At 44.7% G+C, this 26,669-nt stretch carries 25 protein-coding genes; 10 read left to right on the forward strand and 15 right to left on the reverse strand.

Annotation, left to right across the window (positions count from 1 at the left end; translation table 11 throughout):
* Window positions 1-27: 27 nt before the first annotated feature.
* A complete protein-coding gene (locus LZG73_RS22155) occupies window positions 28-972 on the reverse strand; it encodes an MBL fold metallo-hydrolase (RefSeq protein WP_233854610.1) in 945 nt (314 codons plus the stop codon).
* A gap of 45 nt (window positions 973-1,017) precedes the next feature.
* Here LZG73_RS22155 and LZG73_RS22160 point away from each other — a divergent pair, with 45 nt between their 5' ends.
* Together LZG73_RS22160 and LZG73_RS22165 are read left to right on the forward strand one after the other, a co-directional pair.
* Window positions 1,018-2,502, forward strand: coding sequence for a cryptochrome/photolyase family protein (locus LZG73_RS22160; protein WP_233854611.1), 1,485 nt, complete (start codon window positions 1,018-1,020; stop codon window positions 2,500-2,502).
* Between the two features lie 58 nt (window positions 2,503-2,560).
* A complete protein-coding gene (locus tag LZG73_RS22165; protein ID WP_233854613.1) occupies window positions 2,561-3,004 on the forward strand; it encodes a GNAT family N-acetyltransferase in 444 nt (147 codons plus the stop codon).
* 23 nt (window positions 3,005-3,027) lie between these two features.
* On the opposite strand, the gene LZG73_RS22170 is transcribed toward LZG73_RS22165, so the two are convergent.
* Together LZG73_RS22170 and LZG73_RS25710 are read right to left on the reverse strand one after the other, a co-directional pair.
* Complete coding sequence (locus LZG73_RS22170; RefSeq protein WP_233854615.1) at window positions 3,028-3,399, reverse strand: type II toxin-antitoxin system HigA family antitoxin; 372 nt, start codon at window positions 3,397-3,399, stop codon at window positions 3,028-3,030.
* Between the two features lies 1 nt (window position 3,400).
* Window positions 3,401-3,694 (reverse strand): type II toxin-antitoxin system HigB family toxin, encoded by a 294-nt coding sequence (locus tag LZG73_RS25710; protein ID WP_409014352.1) that lies wholly within the window; start codon window positions 3,692-3,694, stop codon window positions 3,401-3,403.
* A 110-nt stretch (window positions 3,695-3,804) separates the two neighbouring features.
* Here LZG73_RS25710 and LZG73_RS22175 point away from each other — a divergent pair, with 110 nt between their 5' ends.
* Window positions 3,805-4,929, forward strand: coding sequence for an AI-2E family transporter (locus LZG73_RS22175; RefSeq protein WP_233854617.1), 1,125 nt, complete (start codon window positions 3,805-3,807; stop codon window positions 4,927-4,929).
* Window positions 4,930-4,948: 19 nt separating this feature from the next.
* On the opposite strand, the gene LZG73_RS22180 is transcribed toward LZG73_RS22175, so the two are convergent.
* The 4 genes from LZG73_RS22180 to LZG73_RS22195 form a co-directional block, all read right to left on the reverse strand.
* The gene (locus LZG73_RS22180; RefSeq protein ID WP_233854619.1) at window positions 4,949-6,250 is read right to left on the reverse strand and encodes an AarF/ABC1/UbiB kinase family protein; all 1,302 of its coding nucleotides are present in this window, start codon (window positions 6,248-6,250) and stop codon (window positions 4,949-4,951) included.
* Window positions 6,251-6,252: 2 nt separating this feature from the next.
* Entirely contained in the window at window positions 6,253-6,927 is a 675-nt protein-coding gene (locus LZG73_RS22185) for a TetR family transcriptional regulator C-terminal domain-containing protein (RefSeq protein WP_233854621.1), read from the reverse strand.
* A gap of 129 nt (window positions 6,928-7,056) precedes the next feature.
* Window positions 7,057-8,376 carry a D-arabinono-1,4-lactone oxidase gene (locus tag LZG73_RS22190; RefSeq protein WP_233854623.1) on the reverse strand — a complete coding sequence of 440 codons (1,320 nt, stop codon included), beginning with the start codon at window positions 8,374-8,376 and terminating at the stop codon, window positions 7,057-7,059.
* Between the two features lie 131 nt (window positions 8,377-8,507).
* A complete protein-coding gene (locus LZG73_RS22195; RefSeq protein WP_233854625.1) occupies window positions 8,508-9,992 on the reverse strand; it encodes a PLP-dependent aminotransferase family protein in 1,485 nt (494 codons plus the stop codon).
* Window positions 9,993-10,069: 77 nt separating this feature from the next.
* On the opposite strand from LZG73_RS22195, the gene LZG73_RS22200 reads away from it, so the two are divergent.
* Window positions 10,070-12,055, forward strand: coding sequence for a TonB-dependent siderophore receptor (locus LZG73_RS22200; protein WP_233854627.1), 1,986 nt, complete (start codon window positions 10,070-10,072; stop codon window positions 12,053-12,055).
* A 54-nt stretch (window positions 12,056-12,109) separates the two neighbouring features.
* Window positions 12,110-12,967 carry an alpha/beta fold hydrolase gene (locus LZG73_RS22205; RefSeq protein WP_233854629.1) on the forward strand — a complete coding sequence of 286 codons (858 nt, stop codon included), beginning with the start codon at window positions 12,110-12,112 and terminating at the stop codon, window positions 12,965-12,967.
* 9 nt (window positions 12,968-12,976) lie between these two features.
* Here LZG73_RS22205 and LZG73_RS22210 read toward each other — a convergent pair whose 3' ends face one another.
* From LZG73_RS22210 to LZG73_RS22230, 5 genes are all read right to left on the reverse strand, one after another.
* Window positions 12,977-13,966 carry an NAD(P)H-quinone oxidoreductase gene (locus LZG73_RS22210; protein WP_233854631.1) on the reverse strand — a complete coding sequence of 330 codons (990 nt, stop codon included), beginning with the start codon at window positions 13,964-13,966 and terminating at the stop codon, window positions 12,977-12,979.
* Window positions 13,967-13,986: 20 nt separating this feature from the next.
* The gene (locus LZG73_RS22215) at window positions 13,987-14,355 is read right to left on the reverse strand and encodes a YccF domain-containing protein (protein WP_233854632.1); all 369 of its coding nucleotides are present in this window, start codon (window positions 14,353-14,355) and stop codon (window positions 13,987-13,989) included.
* Between the two features lie 13 nt (window positions 14,356-14,368).
* Window positions 14,369-14,983 (reverse strand): pseudouridine synthase, encoded by a 615-nt coding sequence (locus LZG73_RS22220; RefSeq protein ID WP_233854633.1) that lies wholly within the window; start codon window positions 14,981-14,983, stop codon window positions 14,369-14,371.
* A gap of 8 nt (window positions 14,984-14,991) precedes the next feature.
* The gene (locus tag LZG73_RS22225) at window positions 14,992-15,354 is read right to left on the reverse strand and encodes an endonuclease domain-containing protein (RefSeq protein WP_233854634.1); all 363 of its coding nucleotides are present in this window, start codon (window positions 15,352-15,354) and stop codon (window positions 14,992-14,994) included.
* Between the two features lie 200 nt (window positions 15,355-15,554).
* Window positions 15,555-16,634: a DUF3500 domain-containing protein gene (locus LZG73_RS22230; RefSeq protein WP_233854635.1), complete on the reverse strand. Its 1,080-nt coding sequence runs from the start codon at window positions 16,632-16,634 to the stop codon at window positions 15,555-15,557.
* A 158-nt stretch (window positions 16,635-16,792) separates the two neighbouring features.
* Here LZG73_RS22230 and LZG73_RS22235 point away from each other — a divergent pair, with 158 nt between their 5' ends.
* The 5 genes from LZG73_RS22235 to LZG73_RS22255 all read left to right on the forward strand — a co-directional run bounded on the left by LZG73_RS22235 (window position 16,793) and on the right by LZG73_RS22255 (window position 22,158).
* The gene (locus LZG73_RS22235) at window positions 16,793-18,139 is read left to right on the forward strand and encodes a deoxyguanosinetriphosphate triphosphohydrolase (RefSeq protein ID WP_233854636.1); all 1,347 of its coding nucleotides are present in this window, start codon (window positions 16,793-16,795) and stop codon (window positions 18,137-18,139) included.
* A 105-nt stretch (window positions 18,140-18,244) separates the two neighbouring features.
* On the forward strand, window positions 18,245-19,369 hold the full coding sequence (locus tag LZG73_RS22240; protein WP_233854637.1) for an FIST signal transduction protein: 1,125 nt from the start codon (window positions 18,245-18,247) through the stop codon (window positions 19,367-19,369).
* An 8-nt stretch (window positions 19,370-19,377) separates the two neighbouring features.
* Window positions 19,378-20,721: an ATP-binding protein gene (locus LZG73_RS22245; RefSeq protein WP_233854639.1), complete on the forward strand. Its 1,344-nt coding sequence runs from the start codon at window positions 19,378-19,380 to the stop codon at window positions 20,719-20,721.
* A 39-nt stretch (window positions 20,722-20,760) separates the two neighbouring features.
* The gene (locus LZG73_RS22250) at window positions 20,761-21,168 is read left to right on the forward strand and encodes a response regulator (RefSeq protein WP_233854641.1); all 408 of its coding nucleotides are present in this window, start codon (window positions 20,761-20,763) and stop codon (window positions 21,166-21,168) included.
* A 63-nt stretch (window positions 21,169-21,231) separates the two neighbouring features.
* Window positions 21,232-22,158, forward strand: coding sequence for an alpha/beta hydrolase (locus LZG73_RS22255; protein WP_233854643.1), 927 nt, complete (start codon window positions 21,232-21,234; stop codon window positions 22,156-22,158).
* A gap of 54 nt (window positions 22,159-22,212) precedes the next feature.
* Here the strand turns inward: LZG73_RS22255 and LZG73_RS22260 are convergent, their stop codons facing one another.
* The 3 genes from LZG73_RS22260 to LZG73_RS22270 form a co-directional block, all read right to left on the reverse strand.
* A complete protein-coding gene (locus LZG73_RS22260) occupies window positions 22,213-23,373 on the reverse strand; it encodes an ATP-binding protein (protein WP_233854645.1) in 1,161 nt (386 codons plus the stop codon).
* Window positions 23,374-23,459: 86 nt separating this feature from the next.
* On the reverse strand, window positions 23,460-24,101 hold the full coding sequence (gene pdeM / locus LZG73_RS22265) for a ligase-associated DNA damage response endonuclease PdeM (protein WP_233854647.1): 642 nt from the start codon (window positions 24,099-24,101) through the stop codon (window positions 23,460-23,462).
* Window positions 24,091-26,553 (reverse strand): ligase-associated DNA damage response DEXH box helicase, encoded by a 2,463-nt coding sequence (locus tag LZG73_RS22270; protein WP_233854648.1) that lies wholly within the window; start codon window positions 26,551-26,553, stop codon window positions 24,091-24,093. The genes pdeM and LZG73_RS22270 overlap by 11 nt, the downstream gene beginning before the upstream one ends.
* Window positions 26,554-26,669 lie beyond the last annotated feature (116 nt).

Below are 26,669 nucleotides of genomic sequence, written 5' to 3' on the forward strand. Positions count from 1 at the left end.
CGCCATCCGCACCAGTGCAATCTTTCACTATTTCAAATCAAACGCTTTGCCCTGTTCGGGGAAAATTAAATTTAGTTTGAGCGCATTTTCTGATGTAAGTTCTGCTTTAATTTTTGCCTCACTATCGCCAGTCGGTTTCATGTGCGTGACAATTACATTCAATCCTGCTAAATTACCAGCACCAGCAAGCTGAGCCAACACGTTAAGCTCTTTCATAAACCATTGTGGCGTCAAATGTCCATAAAGCTTTTTGTCTGGCTGATCATTGGGATAAGACACTTCCAGGAAAATTCCTTTCAGTTGTTTTGCGGCGACCAATGGAGCAACTGCCTTCCAAACGTGTTGCATGTTATCCGACTTTTCAACTTCATCCGCACCAGTGTCTCCAAAATAAAGCACATAATCTGTTCCGCGCTTTAATAAAAATGCCGTGCTTTCATAGGGATTGGAATGGCTGAGTTTGAACGCTTTAACAGACATCGCGGTGTTTTCAATGTTTGTTTCTGAACCTTCTGAAAGAGCCACGTAATTATATTTTTTCAATGCCGGGGCGTTCCCTTCGCTTCCGAGGTTTGGCCAGCTTTGCCAATTGAAATAATGATTTTTCAAAACTTCAATGCAATATTGAGAGGCATAAATGGGCTTCGTGGTGTCCTCAATCGAATTGATGATCATTCCTGAAACATGATCCAAATGCGGATGCGAGATCAAGTAAGCCTTAATGTAACGTTTCAGCACGGAATCGGGCGATGCGTTGAAAGCCTGGTTGGCGATTGCTTTTGTAATGCCATTGCTTATTGTGCCTGCGTCCAGACATACATATGCACTCGAATTTGCAGGCGCAACCATGTAAGCCGACAAATTTCCGTCATCGCCGCCACCTTTGACACCCAATGGCACAACCCGAAAACCGCTTTGCGCAGTGCAAACGGAAACCGTAAAAATGAAGCAAAGGACTAATTTGATTCGCATGATTTTAGTAGGAGCGTTATAAGCATTTATCGACATTGATAACAAATGAAGGCAATTACGTTAATTTTTCCGCATCAGTTATTTCATGAGCATCCGGCTGTTGCGGTTGGAAGGGATGTGGTGCTGGTTGAAGAGCATTTGTTTTTTAACCAGTTTTCGTTTCACAAACACAAGCTACTCTTTCACCGCGCCTCGATGTTGGAATACAAAAAACACCTGGAAAGCTTGAAAATTAATGTGCATTACATTGAAGCTCAGGAAGATCATGCGGATGTTCGGAAATTAATCCCGGTGCTGAAAACCAAGGGTGTTGCGGAAATATATTATGCAGATGTAACAGATAATTGGCTACAAAAAAGACTGGCCAACGCAGCTCAGAAGAATCAAATAGCACTAACACAGTTCGACACGCCAATGTTTCTCAATTCACAAGAAGAATTGGAAATGTATTTTATGAATAAAAAACGCTATTTCCAGGCGGATTTTTACACGGTCCAGCGTAAGAAAAACCGGATTCTCGTTGACGACAAAGGTGAGCCCGAAGGAGGAAAATGGAGCTTTGACACAGAAAATCGCTTAAAATTCCCTAAAAAGCAGCTCCCGCCAATCATTCAGTTTCCGGATACAAATGCAAGTTGCAGCAATGCAAAAGCTTATGTTGAGCAACATTATGCCGGGAATTACGGACACATTCCGGAACAAATAAGGTTTCCAATCAATGCGCACGAAAGCGAGGAATGGCTGAATCAGTTTTTGAAAGAGCGTTTTGAAGCGTTTGGAAAATACGAGGATGCAATGGTCACTTCGGAGCACTTTTTACACCATAGCGTGCTCACGCCAATGCTGAACACAGGCTTGTTAACGCCCAGAAAGGTGATTGACCTGACATTGGCTTTTGCAGCTAAACATGACACGCCGCTCAACTCGCTGGAAGGATTTATCCGGCAGGTGATTGGTTGGCGTGAATTTATTCACGGCGTTTACGAATTTAAGGGAAGCCGTGAGCGCACGCGCAATTATTGGGGTTTTACCCGCAAGATCCCAGAGTCGTTTTGGACAGGAACGACAGGCATTGAGCCGGTGGATATTGTGATTAAAAAAGTGCTTAAAACAGGTTATTGCCATCACATTGAGCGATTAATGGTCATCGGTAACTTTATGTTATTGTGTGAATTTGACCCTGACGACGTGTATCGCTGGTTCATGGAGCTTTTTATAGATGCTTATGATTGGGTAATGGTCCCGAACGTTTATGGCATGAGTCAATTTGCGGATGGCGGTCTGATGGCGACCAAACCTTACATTAGCGGCAGCAATTATTTGATGAAAATGAGCGATTTCAGCAAAGGTGAATGGCAACCCATTTGGGATGGACTTTTCTGGCGGTTTATGGACAAACAAAGAAATTTTTTCCTTAAAAACCCAAGGCTTGGAATGCTGATCAGGACGTTTGATAACATGGATGAAGCAAAGCAACAAGCACATTTACAGCACGCCAATGATTTTTTGAGAAAACTGGATCACCAATAATTTCCGAAATGGCGATTAGTTGTAATTTCGAATTTCAGGTTTCAAAAAAACGCTCACTATGACGCGAACCAATAGCGAAAATCCAGATTTCAAAAAGCTTACAGACTTGCTGGATGATGAACTTTGCCTTCTTTATAATACACAAAAAGCTGATTACGAAGAATATAACCGCATTACTAATTTACAGACAGTCATATTAGCTTATGAAAATGACATTGCCATCGGTTGCGGATGCTTTAAAGTTCTTGATGAAAAAACGATTGAATTAAAGCGCATGTTCGTCTCGCCCGCATCCAGAGGAAAAGGCATCGCATCCGCAATGGTCACCGAACTGGAACAATGGGCCAAAGAATTAGGCTTCGTAAATGCGGTTTTGGAAACGGGCAACAAACAACAACAAGCCATAAAAATGTATCTAAAACTCGGCTATTCGCTTTCGGAACGGCCTGGCCAAAATCAAGAAATCGGCCACAGCATTTTCATGCAAAAGCAGCTGGCTTGACTGTTCCATGCTTAACATGCCTGCTAAATGTGTTGCATAATGAAGTCTGCTGAAACATTCAATTTCGTGTGGACTGCTTTAATAAAGGGAATATCGGGCTTTTGCTTTCCATTCAGGATCAATGAAAGTTTTGTATCGCTAACTCCAAGCGTCGCTGCAAGGTCCTTTTGCTTCAATTTCATTTCGTACATCCGCAATTCTATCATTCCTTCAAGCGTCCTGGGCGGCTCAACATAATAATGCTCCTTCTCATACGCCTGCGCCGCAAGCGCCATTTTGCGAATGGTTTCGAGCTCCTCCTCAGACAGCCTTGCCTCTCCCTTTTTCATAAGGCGATCAATCTCGATCATCGCCTCATCATATTCCTTTTCTGTCCTGAATTCTATTTTTTTCATCTTACAACTGGTCAATTCTTACCTTATCATATTCTTTATGATTACCAATGAACTTTATGTAGACTGTTCGAACACTAAATAAAATCCGTACGATGACTCGAATGTGATTGCCTCGCACGTTGAAAACGTAGAGATCATTACCGACAGCATCAACCGAATTGAATATGCGCCTTACCTCATTAAAGTTAGACCAATTTGACTTTTCGACAATTTGAAACCAAGTATCCAGCGCTTCAAGGCTATGTTTATCAACTTTACCATATTGCCGGATCATCTTGTAGCTTATTACAACCATTTGAAAAACTAAGTGTGTATATTGGGCAAATATACGTAATATTTAGCATAACTAAAATGATTTTAGAATTTCTATATTTTTAAGTTTGTTACCTAAGCTAGTAATCGAAAATGTACCCAACCACCCCCTCTGCATTTTACCAAAAACTGACTTACTCGCTTCTTGCCATTGGCTTGATAATGCTGGCTATTTATCTGGGGCAGGATATCCTGGTTCCGTTGGCTATGGCGGGGCTTATTGCGGTTTTACTCAGGCCGGTTGAGGCGTGGCTGATGCGCCTGGGCATGCCAAAAGTGGTTGCGATTACGCTGGCGGTGCTGCTGGCTGTGATTCTTGTGTCTGGCGTAGGCGTTATACTTTCTATGCAACTCGCAGACTTTACGGATGAGTGGCCCAAGTTAAAACGGAACATTAACGAGTTTTACATGGACGCCCGTCGCTGGATCAGGAGAGAATATAGCGTCAGTTACCGTCAACAGGCCGAATATCTGAAAAATGCGCAAACCAAAACGCTGGAAAATTTCCAGGGCGCTGAGACCCTCGGTGTTGTAACCGGACCGCTTGCAACGCTGATCCTGATTCCGATTTATGCATTCTTGCTGCTTTATTACCGCACGATGTTGCTGCACTTTCTGGTCGTTTTGTTTGCCGAAAAGCACAAGCCGCGCGTGCTCGAAATTCTGGGGGAAATCAAATCCATTATCCAGAGTTACATGGTTGGTTTGCTGCTGGAAACCGCTGTCGTTGCGGTGCTGAATTCTGTCGGATTGCTCTTTCTCAATGTGCAATATGCGATGCTGCTTGGCATTATGGCCGCTATTTTGAACCTTGTGCCTTACATCGGCGGTTTGGTCGCGACGGCGCTGGCTGTGATGGTAACATTCATAAGCAACCCCGATCCGCACACATTGCTGGGCGTTGTGGGCGTTTTTATTGCCGTTCAATTCATTGATAATAACTTCCTTGTGCCGCTTATTGTCGGCTCAAAAGTGAAGATCAATGCGTTGGTTTCAATCGTAGGCGTGCTCGTCGGCGGCGCACTGGCGGGATTATCCGGAATGTTCCTTTCTATTCCTGTAATCGCGATGATGAAAGTGATATTTGACCGGGTTGATGGGCTCAAACCCTGGGGCATCTTGCTTGGAGATCAGACGCCGGAGCAGGCGAACAACAATCTTTTCAGATTTGTAAATAAGCGAAAACCGCTTAAAAAAGAAGTTGGCAAAGATTCTTAGTCTCCGCCAACTTATCGTTTTACATTGCAAATTGTTTGGTCTCAACAGTCGCTTTCAAATCATGAAGCAAGCTGAATAAGCCAAAGAATGTGCGGTTGATATAAATAAAATGTTTAGAACCGCGATTCACATTCATTTTCCTCAATTCCTTATCATTCGCATATTTCTCTCCAAGTGCCGCAAGTCTGGCGAAGAAGGTTTCATCTGCGAAATCAAAAGTTTCGGATTGGAATGGCTGCGTTAACAATGACAGAATTTCTCTGAAAAGATTGGAAAAATAAACCGTTTCCTGCGGCGAATCCTTGCTGGACAAGATTTCCAGCGCCTCCATCCGTGAATAAAAAATCTCCGGATCATTCAGCTTTTCGGGCTCTGCCAACTCAAAATATGGGGTGTAAAACGATTCTGGAATTTCTTTGATGCACCCGAAATCAATCGCAATCAAATTATCCATATCGTCAACCAGAAAATTTCCCGGATGTGGGTCCGCGTGCACTTTTCGTAATTGATGGACCTGAAACATGTAAAAATCCCAAAGCGCTTGTCCCAGTTTGTTGGCGACGTTCTGATCTTTGTTCACTTTCGTAAACTCGGACAAATGCTTACCGGTCATCCAATCCATTGAAATCACCCTTTCGCAAGAATATTCAGGATAATATTGCGGGAATCTCAAATTCGGAATGTGCGCACAAGCGTCAGCTATTTCCTGGCTTTGTGCAATTTCCAGAATGTAGTTCGTCTCCTCGGTCAGCTTCGTTTCAACTTCTTTAAAATATTTATCAGAGTCTTTCGCCTGAATGTTGAACATGCTCATGGCAATTGGCTTAACCAATGCCAAATCTGACGAAATGCTTTCTGCAACACCCGGATATTGAATTTTTACGGCAAGTTCTTTGCCATCTTTCGTAGCCTTATGCACTTGTCCGATGCTCGCGGCATTGATTGCATTGGCGTCAAATGTGTCAAAAATTTCAAGCGGCGATTTACCAAAATACTTTCTGAAAGTCTTGACAACAAGCGGCGCTGACAATGGCGGCACCGAAAATTGGGACAAAGAAAACTTTTCCACGTAAGCCTGCGGAAGAAAATTCTTTTCCATACTCAGCATTTGCGCCAATTTCAATGCACTGCCTTTCAGGTTTTTAAGTCCGTCGTAAATATCCTCAGCGTTGTTTGTGTTCAGGTTATCCCGCGCTGATTCGGGATTGGTGATTTTCTCACCATAATATTTCAAATAGTTACCCCCGATTTTCACACCGGTCGAAATCAATCTGGTTGCACGCTGAATTTTCGAAGTAGGTATGCTGTCTATTGTCTCCATTCCTACTTTAACTTTTCTTTAATGAGAAATTTACCAAAATCGATAACACTTTCCAGCGGCGTAATATCAATGAGATCAAACGTAGCGCGAATCGATTTTTCAATAAAAAGGTCTGTTTTTTCAAAACCAATGGACTCGTCGTCCAGCCAGAATTTCAGGGTTACCAAGAACTGAACCCACGCTCCTTCTTCAAGTGCTTCCTGCTGTGCTTTGCGGATGCGCTCATTTTTGGATTTAAGATATCCTTCGCTGATTTGGCCAACAAACTCTTTGAACTGACGTCTGAACTCACGCAGTTTCATCACGCCTTCCAGTCGGCTTTTATCACTTTTCAGATCAAAAACCACATAACTGCGATTGGCCGTTAGAATTTCAAAATAAGTGTAATAGTAAGTCAGCAACTTATCCCGAAAACCCAGTGCCGGCATGTCGCCGCTCTGGTTAATGAGGTTTACTGCAAGCTTATGGAAGCTTACAAAAACGCGTTTTTCAACAGCGTCAATGGAGGAGAAATGTTTGTAAAATTCCCTTTCAACGATGCCATGACGCTTGCAAAACAAATAAACCGAATCCGGCTTCTTGTTGTTTTCCAAACTGTCATGCATATATAATTCTGTAATCTTATCAGCTGTGATTTCCTCGGCTGCTGCCGGGAGCCCTACTACTTTTGCTGCCATTTTATTATTTGGTTAACAATGTGACAATACACTCTATTAAACGAATATCAGTGGCCTGTAGATCTTCACAGGCCAACTATTAAGCAACAAAATTACTGGCCTTAAACATTCACTCAACGCTCGAAATTTTCAGGCGCCGAAAATATTCAGTTTCAAAAAGTCATTTCTAAACTTGCCCTTCGGATCCAGCTCATTGGCCAGCGTCTTAAATTCCTCCATTTTAACATAGCGCTTGGCAAGCAGATCCGGCGAAATGGAAAACAATTTGCCCCAATGCGGACGCACATTGTACACCGAAAGCTCCTTTTCAATGATCGGAAGCAGTTTGCTAACCGCGGGCCAATCCTGCTTCCACGTAAAATGGATGGCAACAGAATCCTGCTTGTAACAAGGGCTTAACCAGAAATTATCAGCCGCAATGGTGCGGATTTCGGAAGTCAGCAAATGCGGACCAACCTGGCTGCCCAAACGTGACACAGCCATGATCGCATCCACAGCATTTTGTCTCGGCACAAAAAATTCAGACTGCAGTTCAACGCCGCTGCTCGGTGTGAAGCCCATTTTGAAATGCGGCATGCGATCATACCAGGGACCGGCAACGCCCATTTGCTCCGTGCAATTTTCGGCTGAAAGTTCCGGGATTGGATGCAGATTTTTGGTTGCGAGTTTTGCGCCAAAAAATTCCTTGTCGGCTTTTAAAGGTTTTCCGTTGTCAATTCTTTGCTTAACCCAGACTTCCGTAATGTCATTGCTTTGCCAATTTGTGAACAAGCTGACACTGTATCCACTCGCTTCTATCTTATCAAAATTATCCTTCAATTGATCAAGAGGAAGGTTTTCGTAAACAAACTGACCCATCATGAATGTCGGTTCAATGTCAAGCGTAACTTTCGTCACAACGCCCAACGCGCCCAGGTTCACAACCGAAGCATTGAATTTTTCGCCATCCTTTTTGCGGCTCAATTGCAAAACATCACCATTCGCCGTGACCAGTTCCATTGCAGAAACCGCTGTTGCCAAATTGCCATTCTTCTCACCCGAGCCATGCGTGGCCGTGGCGCAGGCGCCTGCAACTGAAATGTGCGGCAGTGATGCAAGGTTAGGCAAGGCAAAGCCTTTTTTGTGTAAATAAGGGCTCAACTGACCATATTTCAAGCCGGAATTAACTGTTACGGTTTTGTTTTGCTCATCGATAACGATTTGTTCATCGGCATTGACCAACGAGATAAATTGGTCCTTTGTATCGGCGATGTTGTTAAAGCAATGCCTCGTCCCCAGGACTTTCAGCTTGTCATATTTCTTTACAATGTCCTGAACCTGCTGCAAAGTTTTTGCCTGATCGAGCTTTTCTGTGCTGTATTCGAGGTTTCCCGCCCAGTTTTTGAGCTTTTCTGCGGCACTGCCGCCGGCTGCCCAGCCGCTTAGGGGCGATAATAATGGTGCTGTCATTAATGCTGATGATAGTTTGATAAAAGTTCGCTTATCCATATGCGGGCGGGATGATTGTGACGATCGAGAGTATGATTTTATCCCAAATTAATTGAATATTTCAGGATTACAACCTTCACGCCTTCACTGATTCATTGCTTTTCCAAAACCCCATGTAAGATTTCAACCGCCTGCCGGATTTCATTTTCATCCAGGTTTCCAAAACCGAGCCGCATTGCACTGAGCTGGCCAGTCTGGAAAAGTAAAGTTTGCGGCAAATGCAGGTTCTGTTTTAAACAAGCTTTGCTGACACGCATTAAATTAATGTCCTTTCGCCACTCAGTCCAGATTGCAAGTCCGCCCGGCGGGGACTTAAAACTCAGATAATCATTGCATTGCGTTTGCAGCAGTTGTTCCAGCAAATCGCGGCGCTGGTGATATGCCTTTTGCGCCTTCTTAATGTGCCGTTGAATTTCACCTTCATCCAGCAACTCACCCAAAGCCTGCTCCATCATCAGATCGCCCTGTCGGTCAATGATCCTTCGAAACTTGGCCAGCTCACCAATCAGATTTTGTGGCGCTACAATGTAACCCGACCGCAGGCCGGGCGCAAGCGCCTTGCAAAACGAACCAATGTAAACCACCATTCCCGCCCCGTCCGCGCTCGCCAGCGGCAAAACCGGGCTGCTGTTGTAATGAAAATCATAATCATGGTCGTCTTCGAGAATGATAAAACCATACTGAACCGACAGATTCAGTAATTCCATCCGCCGTTCGGCGCTCAATGTCACAGTGGTGGGATAATGGTGATGCGGCGTGATGTAAAGCATGCGAATGCGCTTCGTTTCGCATAACTTCCGGACGGCATCCACGGAAATGCCGTGGGCGTCAACGGGAACAGCACTAATGTTCGCACCGGCTTGCTGAAAAATCATGTTGGCAACATAGTAACTCAAATCGCCCACAATAACGCTGTCGCCCTTTTTCAGCAACAGCATTGAAGCCAGGTAGATGCCCATTTGAATGCCCCGCGTGGTTATAACATTCTCTTTTCCAATGTGTAAGCCACGCGTATTATTCAAATATTCCGCTAATTTGGCACGAAAAAAAGCGTTGCCTTCCACATGCGAGTAAGTGAGTAATTTACGGTTATTGCCCCGGCGCAAAACGCTTGCATATGCTTTTGCGAGCTTATCCATCGGGGCCAGGCGAACATCAGGCAGTCCGTCGGTAAATTCGAGCTCTGCTTTTGAAACCGACACCGGCCTGTCCAGCAACATGCTTTCTTCAAAAGCGAAACCCGTTTTTTGCGGATATCTGACCAGGTCGTCCGCATTAAATTGCAGCGGGCTCCCGGCATTAACAGGCGTTTTTTGGGTTACAAATGTGCCCTTATTGGGCAGTAATATAATCCAGCCTTGTGCATCGAGCTCGTTGTAGGCCGCAACAACCGTTTTTCTGTGCACGCCTAGCGTCTCGGCGAGTGCTCGCGTCCCTGGCAGTCGTGCACCTGTGTAAAGGACGCCGCGCTGAATGGCATTGATCATTTGCCGGGCAATTTGTAAATAAACCGCCGTCTGATTCTGCCTGTCAATTACAACTATACTTTGAAATGGAATCTCAACCGGACTACTCATAAACTTAAAACCGGAGTACATTAACAGTCCGGCAAGATAGTAAGTTTGAAGAAAAGTCAGCCTGCTAACTCACGACCATGATCACATTTTTGCTCAAAAATCGTTTATCAACTTTTAAGACCTCACTTTTTTGGATTGCGGTGATTTGTGCCAATGCAGCCCTTGCACAAGATATTTCACTCGATCCGGTGACCGTAACGTCATCATTAATAGAAAAACGGGCTTCACAAACAGGCCGCAACATTGCCGTTATTAAAGGTGAATATTTTCAAAACCTGCCCGTCCACAGCATTGATGATCTGCTCCGTTATGTGCCGGGCGTGGAAATCCAGGCCCGTGGGCCAATGGGCTCTCAAAGTGACATCGTGCTTCGCGGCGGAACATTCCAGCAGGTCCTGGTTATCTTGGACGGCTTGCGCTTAAATGATCCGAACACAGGCCATTTTAACAGTTACATTCCGATTGCCCCGGCAGAAATTGAGCGTATTGAAGTGCTAAAAGGCGCCTCGTCGGCCATTTATGGTTCCGACGCGGTTGGGGGTGTTATTCATGTGATTTCCAAAACTTTTGCGGCAAGAATGCAAACGTCGGAAGTAAATGAAAACAATGTCATTGCGCGCAAAACAAATGTCAGCGGCGCGCTTACGGCGGGAGAATACGGTTTGAAAAATGCCAATATCGGCGCATTTGTGCAGCGGGACAAGCTCGCTGTTTCAGCTGGTTTTCTAACTAATAATGCCTCCGGAATTCCCCAGCGCGGCATAAGAGGATATTTTCACAATAACACTGCGTCAGTTTCATTGAACTATGCGATTTCAAAAACCTTCAATGTGTCTTTGCGCAGCGCCTACGATCATCGGGACTTTGCGGCTCAAAATTTTTACACCGCATTGAAATCTGACACGGCAAGCGAAAAAGTAAAAACCTCGTGGAATCAGATCAAGCTTTCTTATAAAAAGGAAAATACAGCCATTACGATTGATGGTGGATACAAATATGTGCGTGACCAATATCTTTTTAACCCGCACTCCATCGCCAATTTGAGTAAATCACAGCTCTGGCAGGGATTGTTGATCTGGCAGCAGACTTTTTCGGTCAATACAAGTCTCATTTCAGGGCTTAATTATCAAAACAGAAACATTGCGTCCAATGACCGCGGTGATCATTCGCTCAGCCAGCTCGCCCCTTTTGTTTCCTTGGTTCAAAACTTTGGCAATTTCACCATAACGCCTTCTGTCCGGCTTGATTGGCGGGAAAATATTGGCTCGGAGTTTGTTCCGCAGATTAATTTATCATACAAAAAAGACAGCTGGCAAATTCGCGGAAGCGCGGGCAAGACCATTCGCGACGCGGATTTCACAGAGCGATTTAATAATTATAACAAAGCGCTCGTAACTGGTGGAAATGTTGGGAATCCGGCTCTAAAAGCAGAAAAATCATTCAGTTACGAGGCCGGAGCCGATTGGTTTTTGACTCAAAATGCCGCAAGTCAGGTCAAAATTTCGGGAACATTCTTCCAAAGGCTCCAAAACGACCTGATTGACTATGTGTCAACGCCTTATGCACAGATGCCGCGTAAAGACAATCTTTCTCCCACGGGCACATTCGGACTTGCGCTGAACATCGCGGAAGTGAACACAACGGGATTTGAACTGGATTTTCAAACTGCGCATAACATTCGCGAAAAGCAGAAATTGCTTCTTAATGCAGGATTGACGTGGCTTGACAGCAAAAGCAGCAACCTTGAACCGTCCTTTTATGTGTCCTCGCACGCAAAATTTTTGGCCAATTTCTCTGCGATTTATAGCATTTCGGGCTTCTCTGTGAGCATTAACGGCTTGTATAAAAAGCGTGCGGAACGAGCTGCTTCGGCCATTGAGGCAAACATTTCAAAAAATTACTTTTTACTCAACGCAAAGGCAGAATATGCCTTCCTGAATCGCATGCTGGCCGTTTTTGTTCAGGCTGACAATGCATTTGACGTTCAATACAGCGACCTCCTTGGCTCCAAAATGCCGGGCCGGTGGCTGATGGGCGGTTTAAGATTCAATTTCGTGAAGTAAGCGCATCTTTATCCTCGTTGCACCCGTATATTCGATAAGCTTTTCGACATCATTATGCTATCGAATATCAACATTTCCTGCATTTGCTTTACGCTTTATCTGACGTTTAAAAGCGCTCAAATCTTCGCTCAACAAACGTTAGTTAATGCAAACCGACCGTTAGAAAAAGGGATTGCTGCAAATGCTGGAGATGATATTAAACTTTCTGCCAAAACGGAATCGACACAACAGACAAGCGATATTTCAACGTCGTATGCAGAAAAAATGAATCTTTACTTTTTGAGTGGCCTTGGGGCCGATAAGCGTGTTTTTAGCAAGTTGGACATTGACGAACGCTTTGCAGTGCATTACATTGAGTGGATTAAACCACTAAAAAAGGAATCACTTTCGCATTATGCAGGCCGGTTGGTCACACAAATTGACACCACAAGGCCGTTTCAGTTGGTTGGCCTTTCGTTCGGAGGCATCATTGCTGCCGAACTTTCAGAAATTGTTCATCCTGAGCAGATTGTAATTATTTCAAGCACGCCCACGGGTGTTCCAATTTCCAAATTTTCACAAGGTTTGACCAAATTCCTGTTGCTGAGCCCGTTCGCTGCGCCAATATTGAAATCAGCTAATTCACTCACTTACAAGTTTTTCGGGGCAGACACGCCAGAATTGAAATCATTGTTGAAATCGATTCTGCACGACACGGATAGTAAATTTTTGAAATGGGCGCTGGTGCGGATGGGGAGTTGGAAACGGAGCGAAAAACCGAAAAATCTATATCACATTCACGGCACGAATGACAGGCTCATTTCTATGAAACTCGTTAAGCCGGACGTTGCCATTGACGGGGCTGGACATTTGATGGTTTATGCGCAAGCAAAGCAGATCTCAGACATTTTGAATAAAAAACTAAGTGATTAGCAGCAATGCTTACCACTTATTGACAAGCATTATTTTGCCAATGTGCGAACTGCTTTCCATCAAAGCGTGCGCCTTTGCTGCGTCATGAAGCGGAAATTGGCCAGCGATGACTGGTTTAAAATGGCCACCTTCCAGAATCGGCCAGACATTTTTATAAATCTCGTCGGCGAGTGCAGTCTTGAAGTCATTGTCACGATTGCGCAATGTGCTTCCGGTTATAGTCAGCCGCTTTTTCATGATTAGGGAAAAATCAATGCCGTTGGCACCAGAATCCACTTTTCCGCCTTTCATGGTATTGATGATGACCAGCCGACCATCGTTACGTAAAAGCCTGATGTTTTTTGGAATATAATCGCCGCCAACCATGTCCAGAATAACGTCCACGCCGCTCTCTGTCAGCTTTTCCTCGAAATCTTCGGTTTTGTAATTGACGCAAATATCAGCGCCAAGTGCCAGACAAGCCTCACACTTATCAGCCGATCCGGCAGTTGCGAACACTTTCGCACCGAACGCCTTAGCAAGCTGGATTGCCGTTATGCCAATGCCGCTCGTTCCGCCATGCACTAGGAAATGCTCTCCGGAAATGAGTTTGCCTCTTTGAAATGCATTATGCCAAACCGTGAAAACGGTCTCGGGCAACGAAGCCGCTTGCACAAAGTCAAATCCGCTTGGAACAGGCAAACAATGTCCTTCATTCACGGCGACATATTCGGCATAGCCACCGCCCGCCAACAAGGCACAAACTTGATCACCAATCTTGAATTTGCTAACGCTTTTTCCAACCTCCGCAACAACACCCGCAACTTCTAACCCCGGAATGTCCTGTGGCGCCCACGCTGGCGTCGGATAGTTTCCTTTGCGTTGAAAAACATCGGGTCGGTTTACGCCAGCAGCGAAAATCTTGATAAGCACTTCATTATCAGCAGTTTGCCGAATTTCCCGATCCATAATTTGAAGCACTTCGGGTTCTCCTGGCTGCGTAATGACGATTGCCTTCATGGTTTTTGAAAATCAAAAATTCAATAAATCTCCTTGCCGAATGGCGTGAATGATAAGCTCATCAGCTTGAAATGCTGCCTTGCAAAAGGCAGTCCAATGATCGTAATGGCAAGAATTATGCCAAAAACGAGGTGCGTCAGCGCAATCCAAATGCCGCCCAGGACGATCCAGAGAATGTTAAAAATGGTTGATAAGCAGCCCGTCTGACCCGGAACTTCCCTCACTTGCTGTCCAAATGGAAACAATGTAAGCATTCCGATTTTGAAGCATTGCACGCCAAACGGGATGCCAATAATGGTCAGACAAAGGATGAAGCCGACAATCATATATTCCAGAAATACCAGAAAACCGCCAAAAATAAGCCAAATGATGTTTCCTATTAAGTTCATGTTGAGATAGAATTTATGACCGATTCCAATTATCGATCTTCAATAACTTAAAAAATTCTGTCTCCTCAATTTCTTTTACACCACCGGCAACCAGATCTCCAAGTTCGAGATCTTCAATGCTGATTCGGATGAGGCGTTTGCAACGGTGCCCGGCCGTCCGAACCATTTTTCGGATTTGATGAAATTTCCCTTCGGTTAATGTGATTTTCAACCAGGTGTTAGGCACATTGGCCCAGGTTTCATTGGCATGTTTGGGCAAGCCATCCGGTCTCGGAATGATTTCGACCTCGCAGGGCGTCGTTATATATTCAACACCGCCTTTAATTCGAATGCCAATGCCGGTCCGGAGCTTATGCAATGTTTCCTCGCTAACGTGATGCGTCACATTGACCACGTAAGTTCGCTTGTGCGGAACCTCGCCTTGAAATAAAAGATTTGTGACTTTTTTGTTGGTTGTAAGGATTAGCAACCCTTCCGAATGGCCATCCAGCCGTCCAATGGCATGGATTCCCTCCGGAAATTCAAAATCCAAAGCCCCCAGCAACCGCACATCATCCGGACTAACAAACTGCGAAACCATGTCAGCAGGCTTGTTAATGATGAAGTAGCGATGGTTATCTGGAATCATGCTCAAAGTTAACCAGGTCGCCCAATTATAGCCCGGATCTTCTCTAAAACTTGTTCAGTTTCAAACAGGACTTCCTCATTGGTAAATCTGATAACCTTGATATTAAACTCTTCAATCAATTCTGTACGCATTTCATCATACTCTCGATTTTCCTTTATCAAATGAATCCCACCATCGATTTCAATTGCTAATTTTAATTCATGACAATAAAAGTCTAAAATGAAATAGAGGAACGGATGCTGCCTCCGGAATTTCACACCGAGTTTCTTGTTGGATAAATGGCTCCAAAGGTGCTTTTCAGCAAGAGTCTCTCTTTTCCTGAGCTCTAATGCTCTTGCAAACAATATCGGCTTTGCGCCCTCGTGCATCATAACGTATGTCTATGTGTGTATATGTAAGCGAAGTGCATCTCGCGTCGCGGTCCTGCCCCCGGCCCCATATGGGGTGATAGTGTTACTGGCCCTACCGGAAATAAGACTATTCCATCGTGCACTTGAAGTCCCATTAGGGGATTTAGGGGTCAAAACCAGCACCACATCCCTAACAACCCAAATTCCCTTCTCCCCAGACGTCAGGGATGCCCCTTCTCATAATGCATTTTCAACAAATCCTCTCCAAAATCACTTGTCAGATCGCGGACTACGGAGTGGATGTGGTTGCCGCCGTTTTGGGTGTTGTCGAATTCGATCAGGAAAGTGGGGCCGTGGATGCGGTAATAATGGCCTTGGCCGGACCCGATCACGTTTTTCTGGTCACCCATCCAGGCGAAATGTATTTTTTCTAGACCGCTTTTTTCCAATTCGGCCCATTGCTGATTTTTCAATGTTACATGATAACGCTGCAAATAAGCCAAGATGAGCTTCTTAAAAGTCTCCTTTTGTGCGGCGGTCATTTCTGCCATTGCGATGCCTTCCATTTTTTCCAAAGACGCTTTTCTGGAATTGGAGGTGAACATCTCATTGGGTGCAGTGTTTCCCAGCAGGACTTTTACTAATTGTTTTTCGTCCATCGATTGCAACAATGTAAACGCAAAATCTTCCTCATTTTTCAAGATGCGCAAGCCTTTTTGCGGCACATCTGCGAGCACATTGCCTGGGTTACTGCCCATGAAGCTCGGCGTGTAAGTGACTTCGCCATTGATTGATGAGAAATGAAGCGACAAATGGTGCCCTTCAACGCGCCAGCCCCACGGGTCGCTGCCGGGCTCACCAAAAACGAGAAAAGCGAAATTTTCCGGATCGCGGTAAGTGTCGTTTGCCGGCCTGGTTTCTACAACCCTGAGCACATTTTCCAAGTCAATGATCTGTTCGGCCTTGTGATAACCTTCCTGGCTCAAAACCAGCTTAATCATGTCCATTGCCACTTTTCGTTGCCCTGCACTCATTGTTTTAAGTGTTACTCCTTTGCGTTTCCTGGGCGTGAAATTCCAGTCAAAACGGGCGGGATCGTCATAAGGAAGCTTGGTTTCGGCAAGCTGCTCTGCCGAGAGCGATTTCAAAAAAGTTGCGACGACAGCAGCCATTTCTTTGGCCAGTTTGTCATCTTTATTTTGCTTTGATCCAATCACATTTCCCGATGCAAGCGAGTCGTTTGAAACGCCTGCTATAAAGACATTAACCAAAAAAACAATTATTATAAAAGACCTTTTCATATCAATCTTATTTGAAAACCACATTAATTGAATGGTTAAATGAAAAGCTGCACGTTTCGAGAAACTACCATTGTAAGCTGGCGGATGCGCTAAAACGAAACTGCATTAATTCCGTAATTGCCGGAAAGCGATTAGTTTTGCCGCCGGTAAAATGACTTATGATGAATTGGGACAAATTGCTTTCGGCAAAACGTTGGGGAAGTGAAGACAAATACAATGCCGATCCTGCGGAGGCCAGGTCGGAGTTCCAGCGCGATTACGACAGGCTGATTTTTTCCTCGCCTTTTCGCAGACTGCAAAACAAAACGCAGGTTTTCCCGCTCCCAGGAAGTGTTTTCGTTCACAACCGGCTCACGCACAGCTTGGAAGTTGCAAGTGTTGGCAAGTCTTTGGGAAGGATTTTTTATAATAAGTTAAGAAAAGATGATCCTGAAATCGATCAGAAGTTGCCATTGATCAGCGAAATCGGGAACATTGTTTCTGCGGCTTGCCTGGCGCACGATTTGGGAAATCCTGCTTTTGGACATTCAGGAGAGGCGGCGATCTCACATTATTTTACCAACGATGCCGGATTAAAATACCGGGATAAGGTTACCGAAGCCCAATGGGCTGATCTGACTCATTTTGAAGGAAATGCAAATGCTTTTCGCATTCTCACGCACCCTTATGCGGGCAAGGGTTACGGCAGTTTCGCGCTTACTTACTCCACCCTCGCAGCCATTGCCAAATATCCCTGTGAGTCGATTGCCGGTCACAACAAAGCGAACATTTACACCAAAAAATACGGCTTTTTCCAATCTGAACAGACTGGATTTCAGAAGATTGTTGCTGATCTGGAATTGAGCATTGTTTCGGAATCTCCGCTAATTTACAAGCGTCATCCACTCGTTTATCTGGTTGAAGCGGCGGACGATATTTGCTACAATATCATTGATCTTGAAGACGCGCACCGACTGAAAATCTTGTCTTATCATGAAGTTGAGACGCTGTTGCTTCGCTTGTGCAATGATCCGAAAATGCCTTCACGGCTCACTGAAATTGATGATGAAGACGCCAAAATCAGTCTGTTGAGAGCCAAATCGATCAGCACATTGATTGGGCAATGCTCCGAACTGTTTTACAATGAACAGGAAAAGATCCTGAACGGAGATTTCAATTCGGGATTAATAGACGCAATTGAAGAGCCATATCGATCTGTTATGAAGGACATTATATCGATTTCCATTAATAAAATATACAATTACTCGTCCGTTGTGCAGATTGAAGTGGCGGGTTACAAAGTCATGGGCGGCTTGCTTGAAGAATTTATTCCGGCTTATCTTAACAATAATTCACATTACACCGAGAAGCTTGTCGAGCTTATTCCCAAACAATTTATCACCTCCCGAACCGACGAATATGCCAAAATTCAAACCGTTTTGGACTTTGTCTCGGGAATGACAGACTTATATGCCGTTGAATTGTTCCGGAAAATCAAAGGGATTTCATTCCCTTCCCTCTCTTAGCTGCGCTATTCCGGACTTCCGATTTGCGTAAAGCGTAATATTAATTCGCCAGTCAAAAGTTTTATGTACATTGTTGATTCAATCTCGTAGGACCCTTATATCAATATGGAAATCAAACAATTGGTTTATACCAATGCCTCCTCGTTAATCTCATTCCCCTTTACGCCGCAGCTATTTTTTGTCTTTGGTAACCGAGAACTTCTTGAAACAAATGACGTAATCGCCCAACTGGCAAATCTTTATCCAGAATCCATTTTTTCGGGTTGCTCCACAGCGGGAGAAATTTCGGATGTCTCGGTTAAAGACAACACCATCATTATCACCGCCCTCCGATTTGCCGATACGACTGTAAAAAGCTCGAAAATTGCGTTGAAAGAAATTCAGTTCAGCAGCATTGAGGCGGGTAAACAACTGGTTTCACAACTTCCAAAAGAAGGATTAAAACACGTTTTCGTCGTCTCGGACGGTCTGAAAGTAAACGGAACCGACCTTGTAAAAGGCATGGCCGAAGGCCTCGACGCGCACGTTTCGGTTACGGGTGGACTGGCTGGTGACGGCTCGCAGTTTTCGAAAACGGTTATCATTGAACCCGATGGCACAGTCGCCAGTGAAACAGTTGCCGCGATTGGTTTTTATGGAGAAAATCTGTCGATAGGGTTTGGCTCGCGCGGCGGCTGGGACAGCTTCGGCCTGGATCGGCGAGTGACGAGATCGAAGGAAAATATTTTGTTTGAAATTGATGGAGAGCCTGCGCTCGACTTATATAAATCATTCCTCGGCGATAAAGCCAAGGAACTTCCCGCATCCGGATTGCTTTTCCCGCTGAGCATGCGCGACAGCGAAGACCGTGCTCCCGTTGTTCGTACGATTTTGGGGATTAATGAGGAAGAAAAAAGCCTCACATTCGCAGGTGACATTCCCGAAGGATCATTTGTAAGACTAATGAAAGCCAATAATGACAGGCTCATTACCGGCGCCGAAGAGGCTGCTCACGCCGCGTCTGAGGGCTTGAAAAATAGTCCGGAATTCGCGTTGCTGGTGAGTTGCGTGGGACGCAAGCTTGTTTTGAAACAAATGGTGGAAGAAGAAGTTGAATCGGTTTCGGAGGTTTTGGACAGTCCGGTTATCACTGGATTTTACTCCTATGGTGAGCTTGCGCCATTCAACCGCAACTCCGTTTGCGAGTTACACAACCAAACGATGACGATCACCACATTCAGCGAAAATTAACAATGAACATGCCCGAAATTACGGACATCAATTACCATAGGCTGCTCAAACGTCAGATCCGGAAATCGTTGCCGCCCGAACTTGCTGAACGCGCTGATATTCAGGATTTTTTATTGTCCGTAAATCAAGCTTATACTGAGTATCAGGATGATTTGGGACGCGTTGAGCTGATTCTTGAACAAAGCTCCGGCGAACTTTTTAAAGCAAACCGCGAGCTAAGCCGCATTGCCGAACAAAAGACTGAAGAAGCAGCATTGACCAATAAAAGACTTGAAGATGTTGTTAGCAGCATTACAGAAATTTTAGTGCAGCTCGACAGTCAGGGAAACATTGTTTATCTGAACAAAGCCTGGGAAACAATTACGGGCTATGCTGTAAATGAATGCATTAACCGGAATTGGATGGATTTCTTCTCCGATTCGGCCGCTGAAATCAATGAGCTGCTTAGTTCAGAATCGACCTCAATTGAAGCAACGATCAAAATTTTTACGGCGCAGCGGAAAGAAATATGGATCGGCGTTTCCCTGATGAGGCAGTTTGATGGTGATGCATGTGTAGGTTACATTGGCACATTTTCGGATGTGACGGAGCGCGTTTTGGCTGAAAAGAAATTGAAGTCTTACATGCGCGATCTGGAACGCATTAACGCCGAACTTGACCAGTTTGCCTATGTCGTAAGCCATGATTTAAAAGCGCCTTTGCGTGCTATAAACAACCTTTCTGAGTGGATCGAAGAGGACATTAGTCACTTACTGGAAGGCGACACGCTGGATCAGTTCAAGTTGCTTCGCGGTCGGGTCCACCGAATGGAAAACCTGATCAACGGGATTTTGTCTTACTCCCGTGCGGGCAGGATCAAAACCACAAAAGAACGTTTTGTCATCAATTCATTGGTGGAAGATCTGCATGAGACATTCAGCAGCAAAAAACCGATCCGGTTCATCCTTGAAGGAAATCCGAATTTGGTGCTCGAAACAGAAAAAATCACATTGACCCAAATCCTTCAAAACCTGATTTCCAACGGGATCAAATACAATGATAAAGCCGAAATAGAAATAACCATCGGCTGGACAGAGGATGAGAAGAAATATGAATTTTACGTTGCCGATAACGGTCCAGGAATAAGCCCTGAGTTTCACGACCGGATTTTTGTGATTTTTCAAACATTACAAGCCCGCGACGAAATCGAAAGCACAGGCGTTGGGCTGGCCATTGTTAAAAAAATTCTTGACGAAAAAGGTGGCATTATCCGCATTGAATCCAAAATGACAGAAGGCACGAGGTTCATTTTTACCTGGCCAAAAAACGTGAACCAAGAAGCCGAGATTTCATTAAAAAACAACCCTTTCTAATAAATAGCAATTCCAATGTCCATTTCAATTCCTATCCCGATGACCATACTCCTAGTTGAAGATGATGAAGTAGATGTCATGAATGTGAAGCGCGCATTCAAGAAAAATAACATTTCCAATCCGCTGATCGTCGCATCCAATGGCATTGAAGCGCTTGCCGTTCTTCGCTCCCCGACGTCGGACATTCCGCGCCCAAGAATTGTGCTTCTCGACCTGAATATGCCAAAAATGGGTGGAATCGAGTTTTTGAAAGAGATTCGCCAGGATGCTGAATTGAGCTCGTTATCGGTTTTTGTGATGACGACTTCCAATGAGGATAGTGACAAAATTGAAGCATTTAACCTCAATGTAGCCGGTTACATATTGAAACCGCTTTCTATGGACCGCTTTATTTCGGCGGTGTCAACGCTAAACAGTTATTGGACGCTCTGCGAATATCCCGGGTAACATCGGGACGCCACGCTTCATGGCAAAACGAACGGTTTCAATCTTAAATGAACGAGCAGCCGTATGTTTGATAAAGATCAGTTCATGAAGTCCGAAGCCAGAATCACACTAATTATTTTAACCATTATCCTGGGCGCTTTTCTGCTTACGCTTGCAGGTTGTTCGTTCAAAAGAATCAGCCGAACGAAAGAGATTGTATATCAGCCAGGTGAAAAATCCATTTCTGAGCAGCATTTAAACATTTTCGCTCCAAAAAAGCACGACAAGCCGCATGACGTGATTGTTTTCGTGCACGGCGGCAACTGGAATTCCGGCAAGAAATCGCAATACAGCATTATCGGCAATCATTGGGCAAAAACGGGCGTCGTTTATGTGATCATTGATTATCCGCTTAGCCCATCTGCCAATTACGACGCAATGGCCGAATCGACAGCCAGATCTGTAAAATGGGTTAAAGAAAACATTGCGCAATATGGCGGGAATCCGGATCGTATTTTCATATCCGGGCATTCGGCTGGCGGTCACTTAGCAGCATTGATTGCCATTGATGATCAATATTTCAAAAACATTGGAATCGAAAATCCATTCGCAGGCACCATCCTCATCGACGCGGCCGGACTGGATATGTATGGTTATTTGATGGAAGAAAAGTTTGCCGCCGGCAACACTTATCTCAACACATTTACAAATAATCCTGAAACCTGGAAAAAAGCCACTCCGCTCTATCATTTACACCCGAGTATGCCTCCAATGATCATTTACCGCGGCGGAAAAAGTTATCCGTCAATCATTGCGAGCAACGAAAAATTCATCAAAGCCTTAAAAAATTACGCTCCCGGAACACCCTATCACATTCAAAAAAGCAAAAAACACATACCCATGATCACCCAATTCTTCAATCCCTGGAACGGACGTTATGACGAGATTCTGGATTGGATGAATACGGTTGGGAAGAAGGCAGTTTTGCCGGGGGATCAGCGAGCTGGTTAGGTGGGTCAGTGAAGGGTGAGGCTTTTGATTGCATTAGTTTGTCAACATAAGCAATCAAATCTCCCTTTTAACCATTTCAAACCAATTAATAACATTTACTCCATTTGACCGCTGCTCTTCTTGGTCGCCTGCGTAAATAATGTAGGCTTTTTTCTCGCCGCTTAGCTTATTCCAGTATAAGAGGTTTTTAAAAAACTCACCGTTGATCGTTTTTCCAGCTTTGATTTCGAGTGGCAATAGCGTAACTCCGTTGTCAATCACAACGTCTATTTCATGTCCGGTTTTATCGCGCCAATAGTACAAGTTCACCGGCTTTCCTGCATTTGTTCGCTTTTTCAAAAGTTCGGTTACGACCAAACATTCAAATAAACTCCCTCGTAAGGGATGCAGCGCCAACTGTTCCTCGGTGCTTATTCCCAGCAAAGAACAAACAAGGCCGGTGTCATAAAAATAGATTTTGGGGCGTTTTATAAGTGTCTTGTTAAAATTTTTAAAATGCGGACGCAGCAAGTAAATGATAAAACTGCTTTCAAGAATTCCGATCCAGGACTGCACCGTTTTTGTATCAACTCCTGTATCAACTGCCAGCGAAGTAAGGTTTAATTCGTGGCCTGTTCTCCCTGCTAATAGTCGGATAAAGCGCTCAAATACAATTAGATCCGTAATATTCTTTATTTGACGGACGTCCCGGTCAATGTAGGTGCGCAGATAATTCGGAAACCAATCTTCCGGAGGAATGCCAGGATCATAAATTGGAGGATAAAGCCCCTTTAATATCTGCTCATTCTCATTGGGAGCGGATTGTTGGTCATGAAATAATTCGGCCGTGCTGAAAGGAAGCAGATTGATAATAGCGACGCGGCCTGCCAGTGTTTGCGAAATGTTTTGTTGAAGCAGGAAATTATTTGAGCCTGTAAGGATAAAACGGCCTGTTTCGGTCGAATTATCTAAGATCTCCTGCAAATAAGAAAACAGCTCGGGTGTTCTCTGCACCTCGTCAAAAATGGCACCTTGCTCATATCGTCCCAAAAACCCACGCGGGTCTTCCTGTGCAAACCGCCTGACATCTGGATTTTCAAGAGATAGGTATGGTTTGTCCGGAAACAGGCTCTTTACAAGCGTAGTTTTCCCGGATTGACGTGGCCCAGTAATAGCAACCGACTTAAAGGAGCGAGCAAGTTGGGTTATTTTCGAAGCTGCAAAACGTTCTATCATAACTCAAAAATAACAAAAACCGGAAAAATATGGAATCAGATTCTATATTTTTCCGGTTTTTGTCTAAGTATTTCATTAGTAGGATTTTAACAGACAGAAAAAACCTTTGTTTCGGTCGTAATGTAAATCTTTCTATCCTTTGTCAAATCCATTTGATAACCTCCCGTAAAAACGCCGAAGCTGGGGACGATGGCCTGGTGATTATCAATAACGAAACATGGCAGGCGGACGCTTTGACGGCCTTTTCCGTAAGTGGTGAAAACGGGATGGACGTGGCCCGCGAAGATGAATTTGTCGGACTTTGCTTCGGGTTTGGGATGGTGCGTGAAAATAAAATCCCCCTCCTCAAAATCATTTAAATGCACTTCCAGATCGGCTTCTAAAAACAAACTTACTGGCAAAATATCGTGATTCCCGATCACAATCAGCATTTCAATGTAATGATGCGCCGTGCGCCAGTTTTTAAAAAGCTCCCATTCCGCATTGTATTGTGCGTGAAAAAGATCGCCCAGAAAAATAATGCGGGTTGCGCCGGTCGACTGGACGAGTTCGTCTAATCTTTCAAAATTGTTTTCTATGGCATTCGGCGGCACTGCGATGCCTTCTTTTCTAAAATGCGTGATCTTTCCTAAATGGAGGTCGCCAATTAACAATGTCTGCGTTTCTTCCCAAAAAATGGCTCTTTGCGTGAGTAAAATAAAATGGTTTCCTCTGATTTCAATCTGCATTACTATACTGTTTGATCATTTTCTGGATCCGGTCGTCTAGCTTTTCCGAAGTTAGTTGTTCGCGCAACCGGTCCACCATAATAGGGAACGAAAAAGGCGTGGGTTTGCGGGTTTGTTTGACAATAATTTTCTGCGTTGCGATCCGGTCGAGCGCTTGTCGCATCCTCACTTCCTCCAATTGGTAAGTCAAAACTTCCTGATATGACTGCTTTATGAGCAGGTTATTGTCCTCGTATTTGCTCATCACCGTAAAAAGCAGCGAGCTTGAAGCCTGTAATTGCCGCGTTTTCACGTTTTTGCCAGGATAACCCTGAAACATAAGCCCCGAAATGGCCGCAATTTCTCTAAACTTCCGTTTGGCCATTTCCGTTGCATTCACACTTTGATAAATGTCATCAACCAAATGTTTGGTCGAAAAAACATCAATTTCACTGATGATCTTTTCAAAGTCAACATATTGATCACTAAGCAGTTCGAAGCCGTAGTCGTTCATCGCAACGGAAAATGTGATGGGCGTAAGCTTACTAATCCGGTAAGCGAGAATGATCGACATTCCTTCATGCACTAGTCGCCCTTCAAACGGAAAAATGAAAATATGATGACCTTCCCGCGTTTCACATTGCTCGATGAGCAGCTCATCTGTTTTCGGGATCATTGAACGGCTTTTTTGCAATTCCAGCAGCGGCTGCATCTTTGCCAGCTCCTTTTCCTTGTGCGGATTTTCAATGGCGTCTGCCAATCTTTCGCGGATAAATGCGGATAGCTGAGAGGAAAGCGGCATTCTTCCGCCTGCCCAGCGAACCAGAAAACCTTTTTTACCTTCGGCCTTTTTCACGCTGACCGTCATTTCATGAATCCGGACAAACTCAACCGTCATTCCGGCAAAAGTGAAGACATCGCCAGGCTTCATCCAGGTCACAAATGATTCTTCAACGGTTCCCAGATATTTTCCTGATTGAAGCTTCACTTTAATTCCCGTTTCCGAAACGATCGTGCCCATGCTCAGCCTGTGCCGCAATGCAACGCGCCTGCTCGTGACCTTATAAAGGCCGTCAACCCGTTCCACTTTTTTGTATTCGTCATAAACCAAAAGCGATGAACTTCCTGTGGTAATGTAGCCCAAAAGCCACTCCCACTCTTGTCGGTTCAGATATTGGTAACCGTATGCATCGCAAACTTCCTCAAAAAGCTGCGCCTCATCAAAGCCCTCACCCACCGCTAAGGTCATCATCCATTGCGCCAACACATCAAATGCATGCGCCACGGGCGGACGATCTTCCAACATATTTTTGGCAACGCCCTCACGAAGCGAAACAGCTTCTATCAGTTCCAAAGCGTTTGTCGGGCAAAAGTAAATTTTGCTATCCACACCCGGCCTATGCCCACTCCGACCGGCACGCTGGATAAATCGGGCAATGCTTTTGGGGCTGCCAACCTGAATAACCGTGTCTACCGGCCTGAAATCGACACCCAAGTCTAAACTTGCCGTGCAGATAACGAGTTTCAACCTTTCGTCATGCAATGCATCTTCCACCCAATCCCTGATCTCGCGGTCGAGCGATGCGTGGTGCAAAGCCATTATGCCTGCAAACTCAGGATATTTTTCAATAATTGTTCGATACCAAATCTCTGTCCCGGATCGCGTGTTTGTGAAAAGCAATGTCGTCTTGCTCTGATTGACAATTTCCACAACCTGATCCACCAGCCGCGTTCCCATGTAACCCGACCACGGCAATGTCTCCACCCGCGGCGGAATGATGCTTTCAACCAGAATCTTTTTGTCCGTGATAGCCTTAATAACCGCAGACTTCCCAACCGGAAACTTCATGCCAAGCAGCACATGTTTTGCTTCTTCCAGATTGCCGATGGTCGCCGAGATGCCCCAGGTTTGCAAATCCGGCTTAATGCTGCGCAGTCTCGCAAGGGCAAGTTCCGTTTGCGTTCCGCGCTTGCTTCCCATCAGCTCATGCCATTCGTCAACGACAATGGTGTGCAGGTTCTTAAATATTTCGGAGCTGTTTTTTTGGGCAAAAAGAATGTGGAGACTTTCTGGCGTAATGATCAGTGCATCAGGCATTTGCTTTTTCTGATCCAGCCTGTCTTTTGTGTTAGTGTCACCTGTGCGGATGCCGACGCGCCAGGTAAGGTTCATCTCAAGAGCGGCGCTTTCCATATTCCGGAACAAGTCTTTGGAAAGTGCTCGCAATGGTGTGATCCAAAGGACTTGGAGCCCTCTTTTTGCTTTCAGTTCTTTATCGCTCCTTTCGTTAATGTGACGAATGAGGATCGGGACCCAAAGCGAGTGTGTTTTCCCACTTCCTGTGGGCGCATTGACCAACCCGCTTTTCCCCTCCAAATAAGCCTCCGCCGCCTCTTTCTGAAATGTCGCCCACTTCCATTTTTTGGATTTAAACCAATTTTCAGCAATGGTATGTCCGGGGGATTTGGTCAATTTGATTTAGGATAAAGGTTTTGGTAAAACAATAAAAACTTGTTCCATGATGTAACATTCAAAGGGAAAAGCTAAAAAATATTTTAAACTTATATTCTTGTTATATTTGTTATAAC

It is taken from the genome of Dyadobacter sp. CY326 (genome assembly GCF_021390515.1).
Classification (GTDB): domain Bacteria; phylum Bacteroidota; class Bacteroidia; order Cytophagales; family Spirosomataceae; genus Dyadobacter.

What these genes read in the sequence shown, in the direction of transcription:
- LZG73_RS22155 (WP_233854610.1), bottom strand. Translation starts at nt 972, where the DNA reads ATGCGAATCAAATTAGTCCTTTGCTTCATTTTTACGGTTTCCGTTTGC.
- LZG73_RS22160 (WP_233854611.1), top strand. Translation starts at nt 1,018, where the DNA reads ATGAAGGCAATTACGTTAATTTTTCCGCATCAGTTATTTCATGAGCAT.
- LZG73_RS22165 (WP_233854613.1), top strand. Translation starts at nt 2,561, where the DNA reads ATGACGCGAACCAATAGCGAAAATCCAGATTTCAAAAAGCTTACAGAC.
- LZG73_RS22170 (WP_233854615.1), bottom strand. Translation starts at nt 3,399, where the DNA reads ATGAAAAAAATAGAATTCAGGACAGAAAAGGAATATGATGAGGCGATG.
- LZG73_RS25710 (WP_409014352.1), bottom strand. Translation starts at nt 3,694, where the DNA reads ATGGTTGTAATAAGCTACAAGATGATCCGGCAATATGGTAAAGTTGAT.
- LZG73_RS22175 (WP_233854617.1), top strand. Translation starts at nt 3,805, where the DNA reads ATGTACCCAACCACCCCCTCTGCATTTTACCAAAAACTGACTTACTCG.
- LZG73_RS22180 (WP_233854619.1), bottom strand. Translation starts at nt 6,250, where the DNA reads ATGGAGACAATAGACAGCATACCTACTTCGAAAATTCAGCGTGCAACC.
- LZG73_RS22185 (WP_233854621.1), bottom strand. Translation starts at nt 6,927, where the DNA reads ATGGCAGCAAAAGTAGTAGGGCTCCCGGCAGCAGCCGAGGAAATCACA.
- LZG73_RS22190 (WP_233854623.1), bottom strand. Translation starts at nt 8,376, where the DNA reads ATGACAGCACCATTATTATCGCCCCTAAGCGGCTGGGCAGCCGGCGGC.
- LZG73_RS22195 (WP_233854625.1), bottom strand. Translation starts at nt 9,992, where the DNA reads ATGAGTAGTCCGGTTGAGATTCCATTTCAAAGTATAGTTGTAATTGAC.
- LZG73_RS22200 (WP_233854627.1), top strand. Translation starts at nt 10,070, where the DNA reads ATGATCACATTTTTGCTCAAAAATCGTTTATCAACTTTTAAGACCTCA.
- LZG73_RS22205 (WP_233854629.1), top strand. Translation starts at nt 12,110, where the DNA reads ATGCTATCGAATATCAACATTTCCTGCATTTGCTTTACGCTTTATCTG.
- LZG73_RS22210 (WP_233854631.1), bottom strand. Translation starts at nt 13,966, where the DNA reads ATGAAGGCAATCGTCATTACGCAGCCAGGAGAACCCGAAGTGCTTCAA.
- LZG73_RS22215 (WP_233854632.1), bottom strand. Translation starts at nt 14,355, where the DNA reads ATGAACTTAATAGGAAACATCATTTGGCTTATTTTTGGCGGTTTTCTG.
- LZG73_RS22220 (WP_233854633.1), bottom strand. Translation starts at nt 14,983, where the DNA reads ATGATTCCAGATAACCATCGCTACTTCATCATTAACAAGCCTGCTGAC.
- LZG73_RS22225 (WP_233854634.1), bottom strand. Translation starts at nt 15,354, where the DNA reads ATGATGCACGAGGGCGCAAAGCCGATATTGTTTGCAAGAGCATTAGAG.
- LZG73_RS22230 (WP_233854635.1), bottom strand. Translation starts at nt 16,634, where the DNA reads ATGAAAAGGTCTTTTATAATAATTGTTTTTTTGGTTAATGTCTTTATA.
- LZG73_RS22235 (WP_233854636.1), top strand. Translation starts at nt 16,793, where the DNA reads ATGATGAATTGGGACAAATTGCTTTCGGCAAAACGTTGGGGAAGTGAA.
- LZG73_RS22240 (WP_233854637.1), top strand. Translation starts at nt 18,245, where the DNA reads ATGGAAATCAAACAATTGGTTTATACCAATGCCTCCTCGTTAATCTCA.
- LZG73_RS22245 (WP_233854639.1), top strand. Translation starts at nt 19,378, where the DNA reads ATGCCCGAAATTACGGACATCAATTACCATAGGCTGCTCAAACGTCAG.
- LZG73_RS22250 (WP_233854641.1), top strand. Translation starts at nt 20,761, where the DNA reads ATGACCATACTCCTAGTTGAAGATGATGAAGTAGATGTCATGAATGTG.
- LZG73_RS22255 (WP_233854643.1), top strand. Translation starts at nt 21,232, where the DNA reads ATGTTTGATAAAGATCAGTTCATGAAGTCCGAAGCCAGAATCACACTA.
- LZG73_RS22260 (WP_233854645.1), bottom strand. Translation starts at nt 23,373, where the DNA reads ATGATAGAACGTTTTGCAGCTTCGAAAATAACCCAACTTGCTCGCTCC.
- pdeM (WP_233854647.1), bottom strand. Translation starts at nt 24,101, where the DNA reads ATGCAGATTGAAATCAGAGGAAACCATTTTATTTTACTCACGCAAAGA.